The sequence below is a fragment of the Alistipes sp. genome (assembly GCF_020026455.1).
Classification (GTDB): Bacteria; Bacteroidota; Bacteroidia; order Bacteroidales; family Rikenellaceae; genus Alistipes.
On record NZ_JAHHQJ010000004.1, the window covers coordinates 112,248 to 128,571 of the forward strand.

The following is a 16,324-nucleotide window of genomic DNA, read 5'->3' on the forward strand; positions in this document are numbered from 1 at the left end:
TCAGGCGAAGAAGCGTTTGAGCGTGATACGAATGGTGGTTCCCTTGCCGATTTCGGAGTCGACGACGGCGATCTTGCCCTGGTGGTACTCCTCGACAATGCGGCGCGAGAGCGACAGACCGAGGCCCCAACCGCGGGTCTTGGTCGTGAATCCCGGTTCGAAGATGCGCTTCCAGTTGCTCTTGGGGATACCCTTGCCCGTGTCCTTCACGTCGATCATGACACTCTTGTCGTCCGACGAAATCCGCACGTCGATGGCGCCGTGGCCTTGCAGCGCGTCGAGCGAGTTCTTCATCAGGTTCTCCACGACCCATTCGAACAGAGCGGCATTGATGTTGGCCTGCACGGGGGCGATGGCCAATCCGTTGTAGTCGAGCGTCACGTTGCGGGGAATGCGCTTGCGGAAGTACATGACCGATTCGCCCACCACTTCGTTGATGTTGGCCGGGGTGAGGGGGGTCTCGGAGCCGATTTTCGAAAAGCGGTCCACGATTTTCATCAGGTGCGTGAGGTCCTTGTTCATCTCCTCGACGGCCGTCGGATCCACATCCTGCGAACGCAGGTACTCGATCCATCCCAGCAGCGACGAGGTCGGGGTACCCAGTTGGTGGGCCGTTTCCTTGGCCAGTCCGATCCAGACACGGTTCTGCTCGTCGTGCTTCGACGAACGGAAGGCGATAAATCCCAGCGCAATGAAGGCCGTGATGACGAGGAGCTGCACGTAGGGGAAGTAGTAGAGCGACTTGAGCAGCGCCGACTTGCCGTAGAAGATGATGTGGTAATGCTGCGACGACCAGAAGAATTTCACCGGGATCGGCGGGTTGTCGACCGAAAACTTGTCGATCTGCTCCCGGAGCCGCCCGGGGTGGTTGATGATCTTCTCGGGGATGAGGTGCGAGTTGATGACCTCGAGGTTCTCGTTGGTGATGATGAACGGGATGTTGTTGCCGTTGGACATGATGTCGGCCACGAACGGATCCTGGATCATGCCCCCCAGCACGTCGCGCGTGACGCGTTCCATGGCGTGGGCCCACAGCGCCACGTCGTGCTGCTCCTTCTCCTTGAGCCGCCGGGCCATGTCGTTGGTGTAGAGCAGCGATACGGCGCCAAGCGTCACCCCGACGACGATCACCACCACCCGGTTGCGGAACGAGAAGAATTCAGCCCTGATTTTCATGGGTCTACTTGCGCTTGGTGTCCTGCTCGCGGGTGATGCGGGCATAGGTTGTCGGATCGCCGAGTACTTCGACGGCCCTGCTCACCTCCCTGTCGCCCGGCAGCGAATGCTCGATCACACCGGCCTGGTAGCCGTGGCGCATGACGATGTCGTTATTGATCGCCTCGACGACCTGTTTGCGGTAGGTTTCGAGGTTGGTCTGCGTGTCGTCCTTCAACTCGGACTCCATCTGTTCGAACTTGTCCCTCAGCTCGGAGAAACGGTCGTCCTCGGCAGCCTTTTTCAGGGCCTTGAGCGCCCGGCGGGTATCCGACTCGTAGGGAACCTTCTTGTCTTTCAGAAACTCCGCAAAGTCGGCGTAATCCTCGTCCGAGATCGTGAAGGTGCGGATGTCGATCTCCCGGCCGGGGTTGCGGCGCGTGTATTCGTCGCCGAAATCCTCGATGAAGCCCAGCGCATAGAGCGTCAGGGCGAAGCGCGAAATGTACTCCGGCTCGGTCTCGATGTCCGGCATCACACCCCCGCCGTCGTAGACCTTGCGTCCCGCGCGGGTCGTGAACTCCGTGATCAGCGAGTCGGGGATGGTCCGCACCGAACCCTCCTGCGAGTGGGAATAGTCGATGGCTTGGATGCAGCGGCCCGAGGGGATGTAGTATTTGGCCGTGGTGAGCTTCAGCATGGCATTGTAGCCCAGCGGGCGGGTCGACTGCACAAGCCCCTTGCCGAAACTGCGCTGCCCGATCAGCACCGCGCGGTCGAGGTCCTGCAAGGCCCCGGCGACGATCTCCGCCGACGAGGCCGAGTTGCCGTTGATCAGCACCGCCAGCGGCAGGTCCGCAAGGATCGGCTCCACATCGGTGCGGAACACCTGTTTCGAAGCCTCCGAACGGCCCTTGGTGCTGACCACCTCGATCCCTTTGGGGACGAACATTCCCAGGATTTTGACGGCCTCCTGCATGATGCCGCCACCGTTGGAGCGGTAGTCGAGCACAAGTCCTTTCAGCGGCTTTTCGGCACGCAGCCGTTCGATGGCCGCGCGCATCTCCTCGTAGCACCCTTCGGTGAAGTCGCCGTGGCGGATGTAGCCGATGCCGTCGGCGACCCATCCGGCGTAAGGCACACCCGGGATCGCGATCCGTTCGCGGCGGATTGCCGCCGTCTGCTGCGTGCCGTCGAGGTGCTCGACGGTCACTTTGACCTTGCTGCCCGGCTCGCCCTTGAGATGCGAGGAGACCTGCTCGGTCGTGAAGCCTTTGGCATCCTTGCCGTCGATGGCCAGGATCTTGTCGCCGATCTTCAGCCCGGCCTTGTCGGCCGGCGATCCCTGGTAGGGCTGCGCAATGCGGACGTAGTCGTCCTTCTGGCGGATGAGCGACCCGATGCCGCCGTACTTGCCCGTGGTGAGCAGTTCGAAATCCTGCAGCCCCTCCTCGGAGATATACTCCGTGTAGGGATCCAGGTCGCGGACCATGCCGGCGGCGGCCCCTTCCATCAGGCGGTCGGGATTCACCAAATCGACATACCCCAGCGAGAGTTCGCGCATCATGTTGACCGTGATCTCCATGTTGCGGCCCAGCCCGAAGTCGTTGCGGGCGGCGAATGTCAAGAGCCCGGCGGCGCCGACAGCGGCGGCCGCAGTGAGCAGGTAGCGGTATTTTCTAATCATTGCGTGTCATGTGTATGTACGAATCGAGCCGGTAGTGTACCCGGGCGACGCCGCGGCGGATGCCGTCGATCACGATCCATTGTCCGTACTGTGAAACCTTTATCTCGTCTTCGCACAGCAGCATCAGCCTCTGCCCGAAATTGTCGGCACGGAAGGTCATCACCCCGTCCTCGTCCGAGCGCAGCGAAAAGCCTGCCGAGCGGAACGCATTCAGGATCTGCTCCCGGTTCTCCTCGATGTCGCCCTCCACCCGGCGCACCACGAATCCGAATTTGGGGTAGACGGCCGCCAGCACGACAATCGCCACAAAGAGCATCAGGTAACGGTCGGTGTGCAGCATGACGTAGAGCGTGTCGTCGAGCGACAGCGCCGAAGTCCCGGTCGCCAGCATCAGTCCCATCAGGGCTATACAGAGAACGCACAGGGCGAAGAAATATTTTAACGAGCGGACGAAGTATTTCATAGCAACATCTGATTATCCAGTTATCTGTTTTTTCACGTTCCGATTTTGCGCACGCCGTCGGCAACCTCCTGCATCAGCCATTTGGGCGTCGATGTGGCGCCGCAGATGCCCACCGTCGCTGCCCCCTCGAACCATGCGGGGTCGATTTCCGAAGCCTCCTCGACGACGTGGGTGCGCGGGTTGGCCCGGCGGCACACCTCGGAGAGGACTTTGCCGTTCGACGACTTGCGCCCGCAGACGAACACCACGACATCGAACCGCCCGGAGAACTCGGCGAGGTGCTGTTCACGGTTGGAGACCTGCCGGCAGATCGTATCGTCGATGCAGACCTGATCCGCATCGGCGGCGCGACGGCGCATCTCGGCACCCAGCCGCTCGAAGAGCTCGATGCTCTGCGTGGTCTGCGAAAGGAAATAGATCGGACGCGAGAAGTCGATCAGCGCCAGGTCCTCCTCCCGTTCGATCACGATCGTCGGGTCCTCAACCTGCCCCGTGAGCCCCACCACTTCGGCATGGCCCCGTTTGCCGAGGATCACAACCTGCCCGCCTCGGGGGCGCATCCGTTCGTGGGCCTCCTTGACCCGGCGCTGCAGCCGTGCGACCACCGGGCAGGTGGCGTCGATGATCCCGATGCCCGTCTCCCGGGCTGCGGCGTAGGTCGTAGGGGGTTCGCCGTGGGCACGGATGAAGAGCCGGCAGCCGGCCAGATGCGGCATGTCGGCATGGGTCACGGTCCGCAGCCCCTGCCGCTCGAGGCGCTGGACCTCGATGCGGTTGTGGACGATGTCGCCGAGCGAGTAGACCGTACCTCCCTCCGCGAGGGCGCGTTCGGCCTCCGTGATTGCGCGGACAACGCCGAAGCAGAAGCCCGATTTATCGTCGATCTCGACTACCATAGTTCTTTGCCATGCGCCCGGCGGCGCGTTATCGGTTGATTTTTGCAAATTGATCCATAAACCACGCCATCTGCTCGTCGACGGTCATGTGGCTGTTGTCCAGCACAATGGCGTCGTCGGCCTGGCGCAGCGGCGATACGGCGCGGCTCATGTCGGCCTTGTCGCGCTCGCGGATGTTGCGCTCGACCTCCTCCATCGTCACTGACATGCCCTTGCCCGTCAGCTCCTTATAGCGGCGGCAGGCCCGCACGGCCGTATCGGCCGTCATGAACAGTTTCAGCTCGGCATCGGGGAAGACCACTGTGCCGATGTCCCGTCCGTCCATCACCACACCCCGGCGGCGGCCCATCTCCTGCTGCATGGCCACCAGCTTGCGGCGCACCTCGGGGATGGCGCTCACACGGCTCACGCAGTTCGAAACCTCGATGGTGCGGATCTTGCCCTCGACCAGATCGCCGTTCACATAGATGTCGCTCGCCCCGCGCTCGGGGTTGAAACGGAAGGTGATCGAGATGCTGTCCAGCAGCCCCACGACGGCCTCTTCGTCGACGATGCCCGAAGCGATGGCCCCGTGTTCGAGGGCATAGAGCGTCACGGCGCGGTACATGGCGCCCGTGTCGATGAAGATATAGCCCAGACGGGCTGCGATGGCTTTAGCGAAGGTGCTTTTTCCGCACGACGAAAAACCGTCGACGGCAATGATGATCCTGTGTTTAGTGTCCGACATTGGGGAATATATCAAAGAAGGTCGATAATATGGTGTAAATACCTAATATGCCGATAATAAGCCCTGCGACGTGGTTGATCGTGAGCATGTGCCGCGGACGGAAACGGCGGCGGAAGAGGTTGATGACGAAGGCCAGCAGGGTCCACCACGCCACCGCCCCGCCGAAGAACCCGGCGATGACGAACAGCGAACGCACGAAGCCGCCGAACGTGTGGTCGGCCATGTCGCCGCCCGAAATCTTGAACACCGCGAAGAAGGCCAGGATGTAGGGGATGACCATGATGAAATTGGCGATCGTAAGCCCGAAGATCGAGGCGAAATCCTGCCACATCGAGGTTTTGCCCGCGCGGTTGCGGCGGATCTGCGGCACGGGATTCTGCGCGAAGATGAAGACGCCGACGATCACCACGAAGATGCCGCCGATCACCCGCAGCAGGGTGTTGTACTGTTCGATCTGGGTCTGGAGCATCGAGTAGAAGAACAGGGCCGCCATGGCCATGAACGTATCGGCACAGGCGACGCCGATACCTGAAACGATGCCCGAGCGGCGGCTTTTCGACAGCGTGCGCTGGATACAGAGCACTGCCACGGGACCTACCGTGATCGAAGCGGCAACGCCCACACAGATGCCGCGGAACAGGGTTTCAACGATTTCAAATGCCATTTTTTCGGTTTGCTGCGCGTCAGCAACGCGCCTGTTACTCACTATATGCCCCTGCACGGGAGACGGCCTCTTTTTCCGGGTCGTCGCCGGCCTTGCGGAAGCATTGCTTATTTGCGAAGCAAAGATACAAAAAAGCTCCGACATCCGCCCATGAAAAGCCAAAAAAAGGGCGCGGCGGGCTATCCCGCAGACCGGGGCTGTTGATAAAATATCGAAAACTTTGGCCCCGGGCTTGCATATCGTTTGTTGAAAATGAATATTTTTGCAAAAACAGTACTCCAACAATGGCAGAGATGAAACAATTCGGCATCGACCTCGAATTGGACGACGCCGTGGCCCAGGGCCACTATTCGAACCTGGCGATCATATCGCACTCCACATCGGAGTTCATCATCGACTTTGCGACGGTCCTGCCCGGCGTGCAGAAGGCTCGCGTCAAGAGCCGCATCATCCTTACGCCCGAGCACGCCAAGCGGCTGCTGCGCTCGCTGCAGGAGAACATCGTGCGCTACGAAAGCAACGTGGGCAAGATCGAGATTCCCTCGCCCCAGCCCACGCCCGACGCGGGTCCCAAGATGGGCCAAGCCTAACCGGGGGGGGGCAGCAGGTTCGGGGTCCGGCGCAGGGTCCAAGAGGAGGCAGGTTCGGGGTCCGGCACAGGGTCCAAAATGCAGCCGGCCCGGGGAGCAGCACGGAGCCCAAGAAGAGGCCGGTCCGGGGAGCGACACGGGGTCCAAGACGGGGCAAATCCGGGACCCGGTACGGAGTTCAGACGAGGCAGACCAGAGAACCGAAGCAAGGTCCAAAAAAGACCTCCGGGGCCCAAGAAGAGGCAGGTTCGGGGTCCGGCACGGTGTCCAAGAAGAGGCAAATCCGGGACCCGGTGCGGAATCCAGACGAGGCAGACTAGAGAACCGAAGCAAGGTCCAAAAAGAGACCTCCGGGGCCCAAGAAGAGGCCGGTCCGGGGAGCGGCGGCGCACGGGCTGTCGTCGGATAATTCATTCCCTTACGAAAAGCCGCGGCACGAGGAGGCCATCGCTGAAACAAAACGTCATCACACACGAAGAGCCACCGATCGCCGATCGGTTCGGGGCGCGTCGCGGCATCAGGCAGACGCTCTCCGCCGCAGACGCCATCCGGGCATTCCGACAACGCAAAAAGCCTGCTGCTCTCTCGCAGCGGGCTTTTCGATGCATGGGGCGGGGCCTTACAGCGCTTCGGCGACGACGTAGGTGCTGCCGCCGATAAAGATCATGTCCTCGGGGGCCGCCAGCTCTCGGGCCCGGGCCACGGCGGCCGTCACCTCTTCCACCGCCTCGCCGTGGAGTCCATAGATTGCGGCTTTCGTGGTCAGCTCCTCTGCCGGGAGAGAGCGCTCGGAGTGGGCCTGCGTGAAGATGTAGTGGGCATCACGCGGCAGCAGAGGCAGAATGTGCGCCAGATCCTTGTCGCGGACAAAGCCCATCACGCAGTAGAGTTCCCGATGGGGCGTGGCCTTCAGCTGATCAGCAACATAGGCGATGCCGTGCGCGTTATGGCCCGTGTCGCAGACCGTGAGCGGCGATTCGCCCAACGTCTGCCAACGGCCCATCAGGGCCGTGTTGGCCGCGGCGCAACGCATGCCTTCGAGGTAGGCACGGCGCGAAATGGTGAGTGGCGTCTCCTCGTGCAGGAAGTCGACCGCCGCCGAGGCGGTGACGATGTTGCGGCTCTGGTAGTTGCCCTGCAGGTCGAGCGACACGTCGAACGCCCGACCGTCGCGCGAGCGGTAGAGACGGAAACTCTGACCCGCGTCCTTCAGGTGGTGTTCCTCGCACGAAAATTCCTGTTCGGCATAGATCACCCGCGACTTGTTGGCCGCGGCCGCCTGTTCGATAACGCCGTTGTAGCGCTGATCGGCCTCCCCGACGATCACCGGAATGCTCTTCTTGATGATGCCGGCCTTCTCCGCGGCGATCTTCTGCAGCGTATCGCCCAGCAGGGAGGTATGCTCCAGGCCGATGTTGGTGATGACGCTCAAGATCGGGACGATGATGTTCGTGGCGTCGAGCCGCCCCCCGAGTCCCGTTTCGATCACCGCCACCTCGACATCGCTCTGGGCGAAGTAATCGAAGGCCATTGCGGCGGTCATCTCGAAGAACGACAACTCCAGGTCGACCATCTTGTCGTGGTGCTTGTCCACGAAGTTCACCACCTTCTGCTTGGGGATCATTTCGCCGTCGACGCGGATGCGTTCGCGGAAGTCCTGCAGGTGGGGCGAGGTGAACAGTCCCGTGCGGTATCCGGCCTGCTGGAGGACCGAGGCGATGATGTGCGACACGGATCCTTTGCCGTTGGTTCCGGCAATGTGGATCGTGAAGAAGTTGCGCTGGGGGTTTCCGATGTGGCGGCAGAATGCGGTGATGCGCTCCAATCCCGGTTTATAGGCCGTCGCGCCCTGGGTTTCGAAAACAGGGAGCGACCGAAAGAGGAATTCGAGTGTCTGGGTGTAATTCATAGCAACAAGGAGTTTATTTGACGAGGTAATTCCTGCGTTTGTAGCGGTAGGCCACGTAGTAGAGCACCGACAGCAGCAGGACATATTCGGAGATGCGGGCCAGGTAGTCACCGTAGCGGGTGTAGAAGGTGAGTGCCGAGTTGAGCGGCACTTCGGCGGTGATCACGCCGCGCTCCTCCCAGCCGAGGGTTTCGCCCACGTCGCCGCGGGCCGAGATGAAGCCCGACTCCCCGGTGTTGGCCGAGCGGGCGATGGCGCGGCGGTGCTCGATGGCCCGCAGGCGCGAGATCGAGAACAGGTGCTTGTAACCGGGCGTGTCACCCCACCAGCCATCGTTCGAAATGATGGCCATGAACTGCGCGCCGCGGCGCACGAATCCGCCGTAGAAGTCGCCGTAAAGCCCTTCGTAGCAGATCGCCGGACCGACCTTGACGCCGTTGTGCCCGAAAGCCGTGCCGTGCAGTCCCTTGCCGATCTGTCCGACCGTGCCGCCCAGGTCGATGACAAGGAAATTCAATACGTCGAAGACCCATGTCGGGGTGTTTTCGACACCGATTACCAGCCGCCCTTTGTGGTGCAGCTGCATGCATCCCGCCGAGTCGAGCCCCACGGCCGTGTTGAAGCGGTCGTAATAGCCGTCGCCGAAGCGCTCCGGGCGAGCCGTCTCGGTCTGCGCTCCGGCCGGGTAGCGGCGGATGGTGCCGGCTCCGGTGATGAGCAGCGCTTCGGGATGCCGGCTGCGGAGCGAGTCGGTCAGTTCCTGCCAGAATGCCCCCGGTTCGCCCGTCGACCAGAAGTCGCTCAATCCAGGTTCCAGGTAGTCACCCGGCACAGCGGTCTCGGGCAGCAGGATGAACTGCGCGCCGGCGGGGACCTCCGCCATGAGCTCCGCGATATTGCGTTCCTGTCGCCGGGTATCGCCGTGGAACTTGTCGTAACAGTCCACATTGGGCTGGATGACGCTCACGGCAACGCTCCCTTCGTCGGGCTGCGTCCAGCACCCCCGGATAACCAGCGAGACGGCTATCGGCAGCACGACGGCACAGGCCGCCGCAATCCACCGCCGTGCGGTGCGCGCCCGGAGGGCTTCAAAAATCAGGATATTGGAGAGCAGCACCCACAGCGTACCGCCGAAGACGCCCGTATATTCGTACCACTGCACGGCCCAGACCTCGTGCGAGAAGCCGTTGCCCAGAATGAGCCACGGCCACGAGAAATCCCCGACGGTGTACCAGTATTCCGTCGAGACCCACGCCGCGACGAGCGTGACGTAGGCCAGCGCCTTGGGGGCTTTTTTCGAAACGGTATGGAAGAGCATGAAGGCAATCATGTTCATCGTCGTCGAGGCCAGCGTGGCGGCCGGAGGGCCTACGGGAGTGGCATACCAGATCCACCAGATTGTCAAGGCGTTCCACAGCACAAAGGCAAGCGTCGCCCAGCCGAACATGCCCCACCACGCGCGGCGCGTGCCGTCGTACGAAGCGCTCACCCACAGCAGCGGGACGAGCCCGACCGGGAGCGTCATACCCGTCATGCCGAGCCACCCCGGCGAGAGCAGAATGGCCGAGAGGATTACCGCCGCGAATCTACGAAACATGGAATGAGATTTTTACGTCGGCAAAAGTAGTCAAATAGGTGCATATTTCAAAATATTTCATACTTTTGTAACGAAACCAATCAATCTGTCATACCCATGAAGAAACTATTCCTCCTGTTGTCTTCCCTCGGGATCATACTCCTTCTTTCCGGCTGCGAATCAAAAGGTTGGAAGAGCGTCGACGGTGTGATCGTCTTCGACACCCCGGCGCGCGAACCGGGTCAGAAATCGGTACTGGGGCTCAAAACCGCACCGATGGAGACGGTACGTGTGGGCTTCATCGGGCTGGGCATGCGCGGCCCCGGGGCCGTGGAACGCTTCACCCACCTCGACGGCGTCGAAATCAAAGCCCTGTGTGACCTCTACCCCGAACGCGTGGACAGCGCGCAGGCGATTCTCGTGCGCCGCGGATTCCCCGAAGCGGATCCGTACAGCGGCCAGGAGGGTTGGAAACAGCTTTGCGAACGCGACGACATCGACCTGGTGTACATCGTGACCCCGTGGCAGCTGCATGTCCCGATGGCCGTCTACGCCATGGAGCACGGCAAGCACGTCGCGATCGAGGTTCCCGCTGCCACGTCGCTCGAAGAGTGCTGGCAGCTGGTGAACACCGCCGAAAAGACGCAGCGCCACTGCATGATGCTCGAAAACTGCGTCTACGACTTCTTCGAGTTGACGACGCTCAACATGGCCCGGCAGGGGCTCTTCGGGGATATCCTCCATGTCGAAGGTTCGTACATCCACGATCTCGACGCCTTCTGGGACTACTATCAGGACAGCTGGCGGCTGAAGTTCAACCGGAAACACCGCGGCGACGTCTACGCCACGCATGGCCTCGGCCCCGCCTGCCAGCTGCTGGACATCCACCGCGGCGACAAGATGAACTATCTGGTGTCGATGGACACCCGGTCGGTCAACGGACTGAAGACCGCCCGCGAGAAGCTGGGCGCCGAGGAGTTCGCCAACGCCGACCACACGACGACGCTGATCAGGACCGAGAAGGGCCGCACGATCCTGCTCGAGCACAATGTCTACACGCCCCGCCCCTACAGCCGCATGTATCAGCTGACCGGCACCGAGGGATTCGCCAACAAATACCCCGTTCAGGGCTATGCCTTCAACCCCGAGCAGCTTGCCGATTCGGGAGTACCCGACCACGAGAACCTGAGCGCCCACCAGTTCGTGTCGCAGGAGGTGCACGAGGCGCTGATGGAGCGCTACAAGGACCCGATCGTCCTCGACATCGAGGCCAAGGCCCGCGAGGTCGGCGGCCACGGCGGCATGGACTTCATCATGGACTACCGACTGATTTACTGCCTGCAACATGGCCTGCCGCTGGATCAGGATGTCTACGATGCGGCCGAATGGTCGTGCATCGGAGCTCTTACGGCCATGTCGCTCGAACACAACAGCGCCCCGGTGGCTGTTCCCGACTTCACGCGCGGCGACTGGGACAAAACCGACGGCTACCGGCACGCGATGCTGGCGGAGTGATCCGAAGAGCGGACAAACGCAAAGGCGCCCCGGATTACGGGGATTGACGCCGCGTGCCGCAGGAATGCGACAAGGCGGCAGACCATGGGGTCTGCCGCTTTTTTCGTGCGTCCTGTGGCCGAATTTTTGCACCTCCCTGGCGGACGTCATTTCTGCGGCTGACGATGCGGCTGACATCAGCCAACGCGCTAACGATCAATCAGAAAAGAGAGACAACGAATGCGGTTCCATCCGACAGCGGCATCCGCTCCATGCCCGAGCGAAGCGGATTGACTCGGGAACACAGAGGAAATTTTATTTTCGAAAATCCACTATATTTGCCTCCGAAATCAATGAGTTTGTTCTAATAAAGATATTCTATGGGACGAAAAACCGCATACCGCCTGTCGAAAATTCCGGGCATCGTCGTCACCACATTGCTGCTGGCAGCAGCCGTCGCCAGCTGGCGCTCATCGTTCATACCGCCCGAATCCGGGAACTTCTGGGCCTCCGTCGCACTGCTGATGCCCGTTATCCTGGCGCTGAACATTGCAGCGCTCGTCTGGTGGCTTCTGCGCCGCAGATGGGGCCTTGCGCTGATGCCCGTTGCGGCTTTGGTTCTCAATCTGGGATATATTTCGGCAATGATCCAGCTGCCCAAATTCAACAGCAAGGGCCCCCACGACCTGCGCATCGCCACGCTCAACGCCTACGGATTCAGCCGGCTCGGCACCACGTCCGTCACGGCTCACGGCATCGCCTCGGTGATGGAGCGCGAGCAGGTCGACATACTCTGCCTGCAGGAGTTTCCCGAAAACCCGAAATTTCCGACCGACAGCATCGCCCGGCTTTTCGCCGCACGCATGCCCTATTGCGTCGCCCAAAGCGGGCAGGCCATCCTGAGCCGCTTCCCGATCCTCACCCACCGCTACGTCCGGTTCCCCGAATCGGGCAACGACTATCTGGAGGCGGACCTCCGGATCGGGCACGACACCGTGCGCGTCTTTTCGGTACACCTCCAGACCTCCGGGATTTCGAGCCTGCGCCAGCGCTTCCAGCAGGACCACAACAGCGACGCCCCGGTCGAGCGGGTGATCGTCGAACTGGAGCGCAACAGCCGGATCCGGGCGCAGCAGGTACGCGAAATCCGCACGGTGATCGACTCGACGCACTACCCGGTGATCCTCGCCGGAGACTTCAACGACACCCCCTCCTCCTATACCTACCGCCAGCTCAAGGGCCACATGACGGACGGCTTCTGCACCGTCGGGAGCGGCTTCGGCGACACGTTCCGCTATCTGGGCGGCGTTCTGCGCATCGACTACATTTTTTACGACGACAATTTCATCGGGGTGGACTACGACATCCTCGAAGACGATTTGAGCGACCACAAGGCCGTCGTCGCCGGTCTCGAATTCCGGCGTTAGCCACGTCAGGAGCCGGATTGGGAGTCCCGCCCCATTTGTTGTCGGCGGAACCGATGCATCATCCGCAGCCCCGAAACAGATGGCAGCAACCGCTTCTTGCCGAAGGGACAACACGAAACCCCTGCCGGTACTTCAGGCAATTCCAAAACAGCCCACCGATCCAGCAAGGACCAGCGGGCTGTTTATTGAAAAAGTGCTACGGATCGGTTATTTCCGGTATCGGAACCGAACCGTATGGCGGATGTCGGTCGAAGAGGAGCCAATATAGAGGGTAAAGGTTCCCTCTTCAACAGTCCAGTCATGCGAGGTCTCATCGAAGAATTTGAGGTCATTCTCCGAAACAGCAAACTCCACGTCGACCTGTTCACCGGCCTTGATGAAGACCTTCCGGAAGTGCTTGAGCTCTTTGACAGGCCGCACGACCGAGCATTTGTCGTCGCCAACGTAGAGCTGCACGACCTCCATTCCGTCCCTCGGACCTTCGTTCGTCACCGACATGCAAACCCGCAGCTCCTGCCCGGCACCCATCGTCGAAGCCGACACCCGGGGCTTGCCATAAGAGAAGTTCGTATAGCTCAGGCCGTGGCCGAAGGGGAAGAGCGCAGGGATCTTTTTGGTATCGTGCCAGCGGTATCCGACCAAGATTCCTTCGGCGTAGGTCACCTGCGGATCCGCCCCGCTGTCGAGAAACGATCCCGGAATCGGGCTCCCGGAATCCGCCCCGCGTTCGATACCCGGGTAGGAGGCCGGATCATCCGATGCATGGGCGGCGCAGTCCGACAACCGGACGGGAATCGAATAGGGAAGTTTCCCCGACGGATTGACCCGTCCGCCGAGAACATCGGCAATCGACTTTCCTCCCATACTCCCCAGATACGAGGCGTGCAGGATCGCCGGGACACGATCGGCCCACGGCATCGCATAGGCATTGCCGCTGATGTTCATCACGATGAGGTTGGCATTCGCCCCAAGCAGGGCATCAATCAGTTCGTTCTGACCGAAAGGCAGGTCGTAGGATTTGCGGTCGGTCGATTCGCAGTCCTGGTAGGCATTCTTGTTCAGGCCGCCGATGTAGATGACCACATCCGCCGTGCGGGCCAGCGCAACAGCCTCCCGGCGGAGCGAATCCGTCGTGGCGGCCGGGACCTCCTCGACCTGCTCGTAGAGCGGACGCCCGCAGGCATATCCCCGGGTATGGACAATCTTGTCCCCATAGAGCGCCTTGAGGGCTTCAAGCGGAGAGACCGTATCCTTGGGTTTGAGCTCCGAGGAGCCGCCTCCATCGGTCAGACGCCGGGTGGCATTGTCCCCGACAACCAGAATGCGCCGGTAACGCTCGGCCTGCAACGGCAGAATGCCGCTGTTTTTGAGCAGCACGATGGATTCGTCGCCAATGGCTTTGGCCGTAGCGTAATGCTCCTCGGTGCAGAGCGAACCCCACGGACGGTCAGGATTCATGGCGGTACGGAAGATCAGCCGCAGGATGTTGCGGGTCTTGTCGTCGACCGTCTGCACGGGGATCTCGCCTTTGTACAACAGTTGCAGATAAGGCGAGGCCAGATAATACTGGCCATAGCCGAAAGCGCTCTCCGAGGTCAGCCCGTTGGTGTAGGTTCCCATCTCGATGTCGAGTCCGTTCAGTGCGGCTTCCCGGGTGTCATGTGCTCCGCCCCAATCGGTGATGACGCATCCGTCGAATCCCCACTCCTTGCGCAGGATGTCGTTCAGCAACACCCGATTGTGACAGCAGTGCTGCCCCAGATAGCGGTTGTAGGAGCCCATGATGCTCCAGGCGCCGGCATCGACCACGGCTCGGCGGAACGCCGGCAGATAAATCTCGCGCAGAGCCCGTTCGTCGACCGCGACATCGACCGATCCCCGCCATTGCTCCTGATTGTTCAGGGCAAAATGCTTGACACATGCCGCAACGCCGCTTTTCTGGAGTTCCTGAATGTAGGGAACCACCATTTCGCCGGCCAGACAAGGATCCTCGCCCATGTATTCGAAGTTGCGGCCGTTGAGCGGTGTGCGGTAGATATTGACACCCGGTCCCAGCAGAACATCCTTCTCCCGGTAGCGGGCCTCCTCGCCGATGGCCTTGCCGTAGAGCGCCGCCATGCGGGGGTTCCATGTGGCGGCCAGAGCCGTCAGAGCCGGGAATGCCGTGATCGAATCGCTGGTCCATCCGGCATAGTTCCAACTGTTCCATTCGATTTCCGCGCGGACACCGTGGGGGCCGTCGCTCATCATCAGTTCAGGGATTCCCAGCCGCGGAACCCCGGCCGAGGTGAATTTGCTTTGGGCGTGGCACAACGCTACCTTCTCTTCGAGCGTGAGCCGTTGCAGAGCATCCTCGACGCGCTCCTCGAGCGGGGCGTCGGTCTGCAGATAGAGCGGCGTAGCCTGCCGGGCCCTTGCGCCCGAACAGAGCGCAAGGAGCATCAGGGTGGAAATAATGGTTTTTCTCATATTGACTGTTATTCGAGTGTGATTTTGTCTACGAAATAGCCGTGTCCCACACACTGAAAACCTGCATGATCCTTGATCAGGTTGATGCGCTCCTGCGTCATCTCCATTTCGATCAGCCCGTCTTCGGTCGGTTTGAAATCATCGGCATCGGATGTACCCAACAGACGGGTCCAGTCTCCCGTCACCACACGGATCTGATGGTAGTCGGCCGCAGTATTGAGCGAATAATAGATTCGGAGAATCGATCCTGCACGGACCTCGTTGAGCTGATAGCGAACCGCCTCGAAGTTGGTCGACCAGTCCGCAACGGCAAAATGGCCCTCCCAGAGGGTGGCTTCCGAGGTCATCAGGATCTGAATTTCGGGGGCAAGTTGCCCATCCGCAGCCACGAACAGGACGGCATCACCGCCAGAGGTCAGGCCCGAAATGGCATACTCCTCGCCGCTGGCCAATTCGTCCGGACAGATGAACGAAAGCTCCGTGGCGGTATGCGTTGTAAAGGAGTCGATCTGCCGGTCACCGATCGTGATCGAGGCGACCTCGTCCAGTTTGATGCCGCACAGGGTGACCACTCCTCCGGGAGCTGCCGTCGAGGCCCCTTCGAGGACGGTGGCTCCTTCGAGCACCGTGACGGTATTGGCTCCGTATCGATTGCCTTCGCCGTCGAGCAGCGAGATGCGGTAGCGTCCGGGAGCGATACCCGAAGGCACGGTGTACTCGACAGCGGAGGCCGCGGCATCGCAACGGAACTCCGTGACGGGGATATCGCCCAGCTGAAGGCCGGAGACCTTGTCGAAGTTTGATCCCGTGAGGCGGGCTTTCAGATTCGGAGCCACATAACGCTCCAAACCGCTCTCCTCGGACCAGGGATCTCCTTCGAGCGGTGTCACGTCGATCAGGCATTCGCGCGAGGTGGATTTACCCTTCGTCGTTGCGGCTTCGACACGCAGGTTATAGGTTCCGGCCTCGAGCGGCATGTCGATAGACAATCCGGTATGCACCGTCTTGCCGTCGAGCAGCCACGAGACGGTCGTATAGGCCGAGGGCGTCACCGTCAGTTCGAGATGGAGGTTCTTATCCCGGCCGAAGCTTCGGAAGACGGCCGGGTCACCGCCGGGCGTGCGGTCCGGGAAGGTCGGATCAAGGATGCAGGGTTGATCGTCGGGGGTGATGGTCGAAAACGGCTCTTCGTCCTTGCACGATGCACAGACCAGCGATGCGGCCAATGCGGTCATGAACAATATCTGTTTGCTTTTCATAATGATCG

General features: G+C 61.2%; 13 protein-coding genes. 3 read left to right on the top strand and 10 right to left on the bottom strand.

All coding sequences use genetic code 11. The features are described from left to right. From QZ460_RS03580 to QZ460_RS03605, 6 genes are read right to left on the bottom strand one after another with little or no spacing between them, the layout of a single operon-like run. Nucleotides 1-1,176 (bottom strand): HAMP domain-containing sensor histidine kinase, encoded by a 1,176-nt coding sequence (locus QZ460_RS03580; protein ID WP_290540227.1) that lies wholly within the window; start codon nt 1,174-1,176, stop codon nt 1-3. Between the two features lie 4 nt (nt 1,177-1,180). Beyond that, the gene (locus QZ460_RS03585; protein ID WP_290540228.1) at nt 1,181-2,842 is read right to left on the bottom strand and encodes a S41 family peptidase; all 1,662 of its coding nucleotides are present in this window, start codon (nt 2,840-2,842) and stop codon (nt 1,181-1,183) included. After that, nucleotides 2,835-3,305 carry a hypothetical protein gene (locus QZ460_RS03590; RefSeq protein WP_290540229.1) on the bottom strand — a complete coding sequence of 157 codons (471 nt, stop codon included), beginning with the start codon at nt 3,303-3,305 and terminating at the stop codon, nt 2,835-2,837. The genes QZ460_RS03585 and QZ460_RS03590 overlap by 8 nt, the downstream gene beginning before the upstream one ends. Before the next feature lie 32 nt (nt 3,306-3,337). Further along, the gene (locus tag QZ460_RS03595) at nt 3,338-4,201 is read right to left on the bottom strand and encodes a 4-hydroxy-3-methylbut-2-enyl diphosphate reductase (RefSeq protein ID WP_290540230.1); all 864 of its coding nucleotides are present in this window, start codon (nt 4,199-4,201) and stop codon (nt 3,338-3,340) included. Between the two features lie 28 nt (nt 4,202-4,229). Then, nucleotides 4,230-4,928: a (d)CMP kinase gene (cmk, locus tag QZ460_RS03600; RefSeq protein WP_290540231.1), complete on the bottom strand. Its 699-nt coding sequence runs from the start codon at nt 4,926-4,928 to the stop codon at nt 4,230-4,232. Then, on the bottom strand, nt 4,915-5,592 hold the full coding sequence (locus tag QZ460_RS03605) for a LysE family transporter (RefSeq protein ID WP_290540232.1): 678 nt from the start codon (nt 5,590-5,592) through the stop codon (nt 4,915-4,917). The genes cmk and QZ460_RS03605 overlap by 14 nt, the downstream gene beginning before the upstream one ends. 284 nt (nt 5,593-5,876) lie before the next feature. Between QZ460_RS03605 and QZ460_RS03610 the strand changes: the two genes are divergently transcribed. Continuing rightward, nucleotides 5,877-6,182: a DUF3467 domain-containing protein gene (locus QZ460_RS03610; RefSeq protein ID WP_015546810.1), complete on the top strand. Its 306-nt coding sequence runs from the start codon at nt 5,877-5,879 to the stop codon at nt 6,180-6,182. A 619-nt stretch (nt 6,183-6,801) separates the two neighbouring features. On the opposite strand, the gene QZ460_RS03615 is transcribed toward QZ460_RS03610, so the two are convergent. Together QZ460_RS03615 and lnt are read right to left on the bottom strand one after the other, a co-directional pair. Continuing rightward, nucleotides 6,802-8,091, bottom strand: a complete 1,290-nt coding sequence (locus QZ460_RS03615; RefSeq protein WP_290540233.1) for a folylpolyglutamate synthase/dihydrofolate synthase family protein — start codon at nt 8,089-8,091, stop codon at nt 6,802-6,804. Nucleotides 8,092-8,104: 13 nt separating this feature from the next. Then, nucleotides 8,105-9,688 carry an apolipoprotein N-acyltransferase gene (gene lnt / locus QZ460_RS03620; protein WP_290540234.1) on the bottom strand — a complete coding sequence of 528 codons (1,584 nt, stop codon included), beginning with the start codon at nt 9,686-9,688 and terminating at the stop codon, nt 8,105-8,107. A 96-nt stretch (nt 9,689-9,784) separates the two neighbouring features. On the opposite strand from lnt, the gene QZ460_RS03625 reads away from it, so the two are divergent. After that, the gene (locus QZ460_RS03625) at nt 9,785-11,182 is read left to right on the top strand and encodes a Gfo/Idh/MocA family oxidoreductase (RefSeq protein ID WP_290540235.1); all 1,398 of its coding nucleotides are present in this window, start codon (nt 9,785-9,787) and stop codon (nt 11,180-11,182) included. A 359-nt stretch (nt 11,183-11,541) separates the two neighbouring features. Beyond that, a complete protein-coding gene (locus QZ460_RS03630) occupies nt 11,542-12,588 on the top strand; it encodes an endonuclease/exonuclease/phosphatase family protein (protein ID WP_290540236.1) in 1,047 nt (348 codons plus the stop codon). A gap of 207 nt (nt 12,589-12,795) precedes the next feature. Here the strand turns inward: QZ460_RS03630 and QZ460_RS03635 are convergent, their stop codons facing one another. Both QZ460_RS03635 and QZ460_RS03640 read right to left on the bottom strand, forming a co-directional pair. Next, the gene (locus QZ460_RS03635; protein ID WP_290540237.1) at nt 12,796-15,057 is read right to left on the bottom strand and encodes a glycoside hydrolase family 3 C-terminal domain-containing protein; all 2,262 of its coding nucleotides are present in this window, start codon (nt 15,055-15,057) and stop codon (nt 12,796-12,798) included. A gap of 8 nt (nt 15,058-15,065) precedes the next feature. Then, a complete protein-coding gene (locus tag QZ460_RS03640) occupies nt 15,066-16,316 on the bottom strand; it encodes a hypothetical protein (protein WP_290540238.1) in 1,251 nt (416 codons plus the stop codon). Between the last annotated feature and the right edge of the window lie 8 nt (nt 16,317-16,324).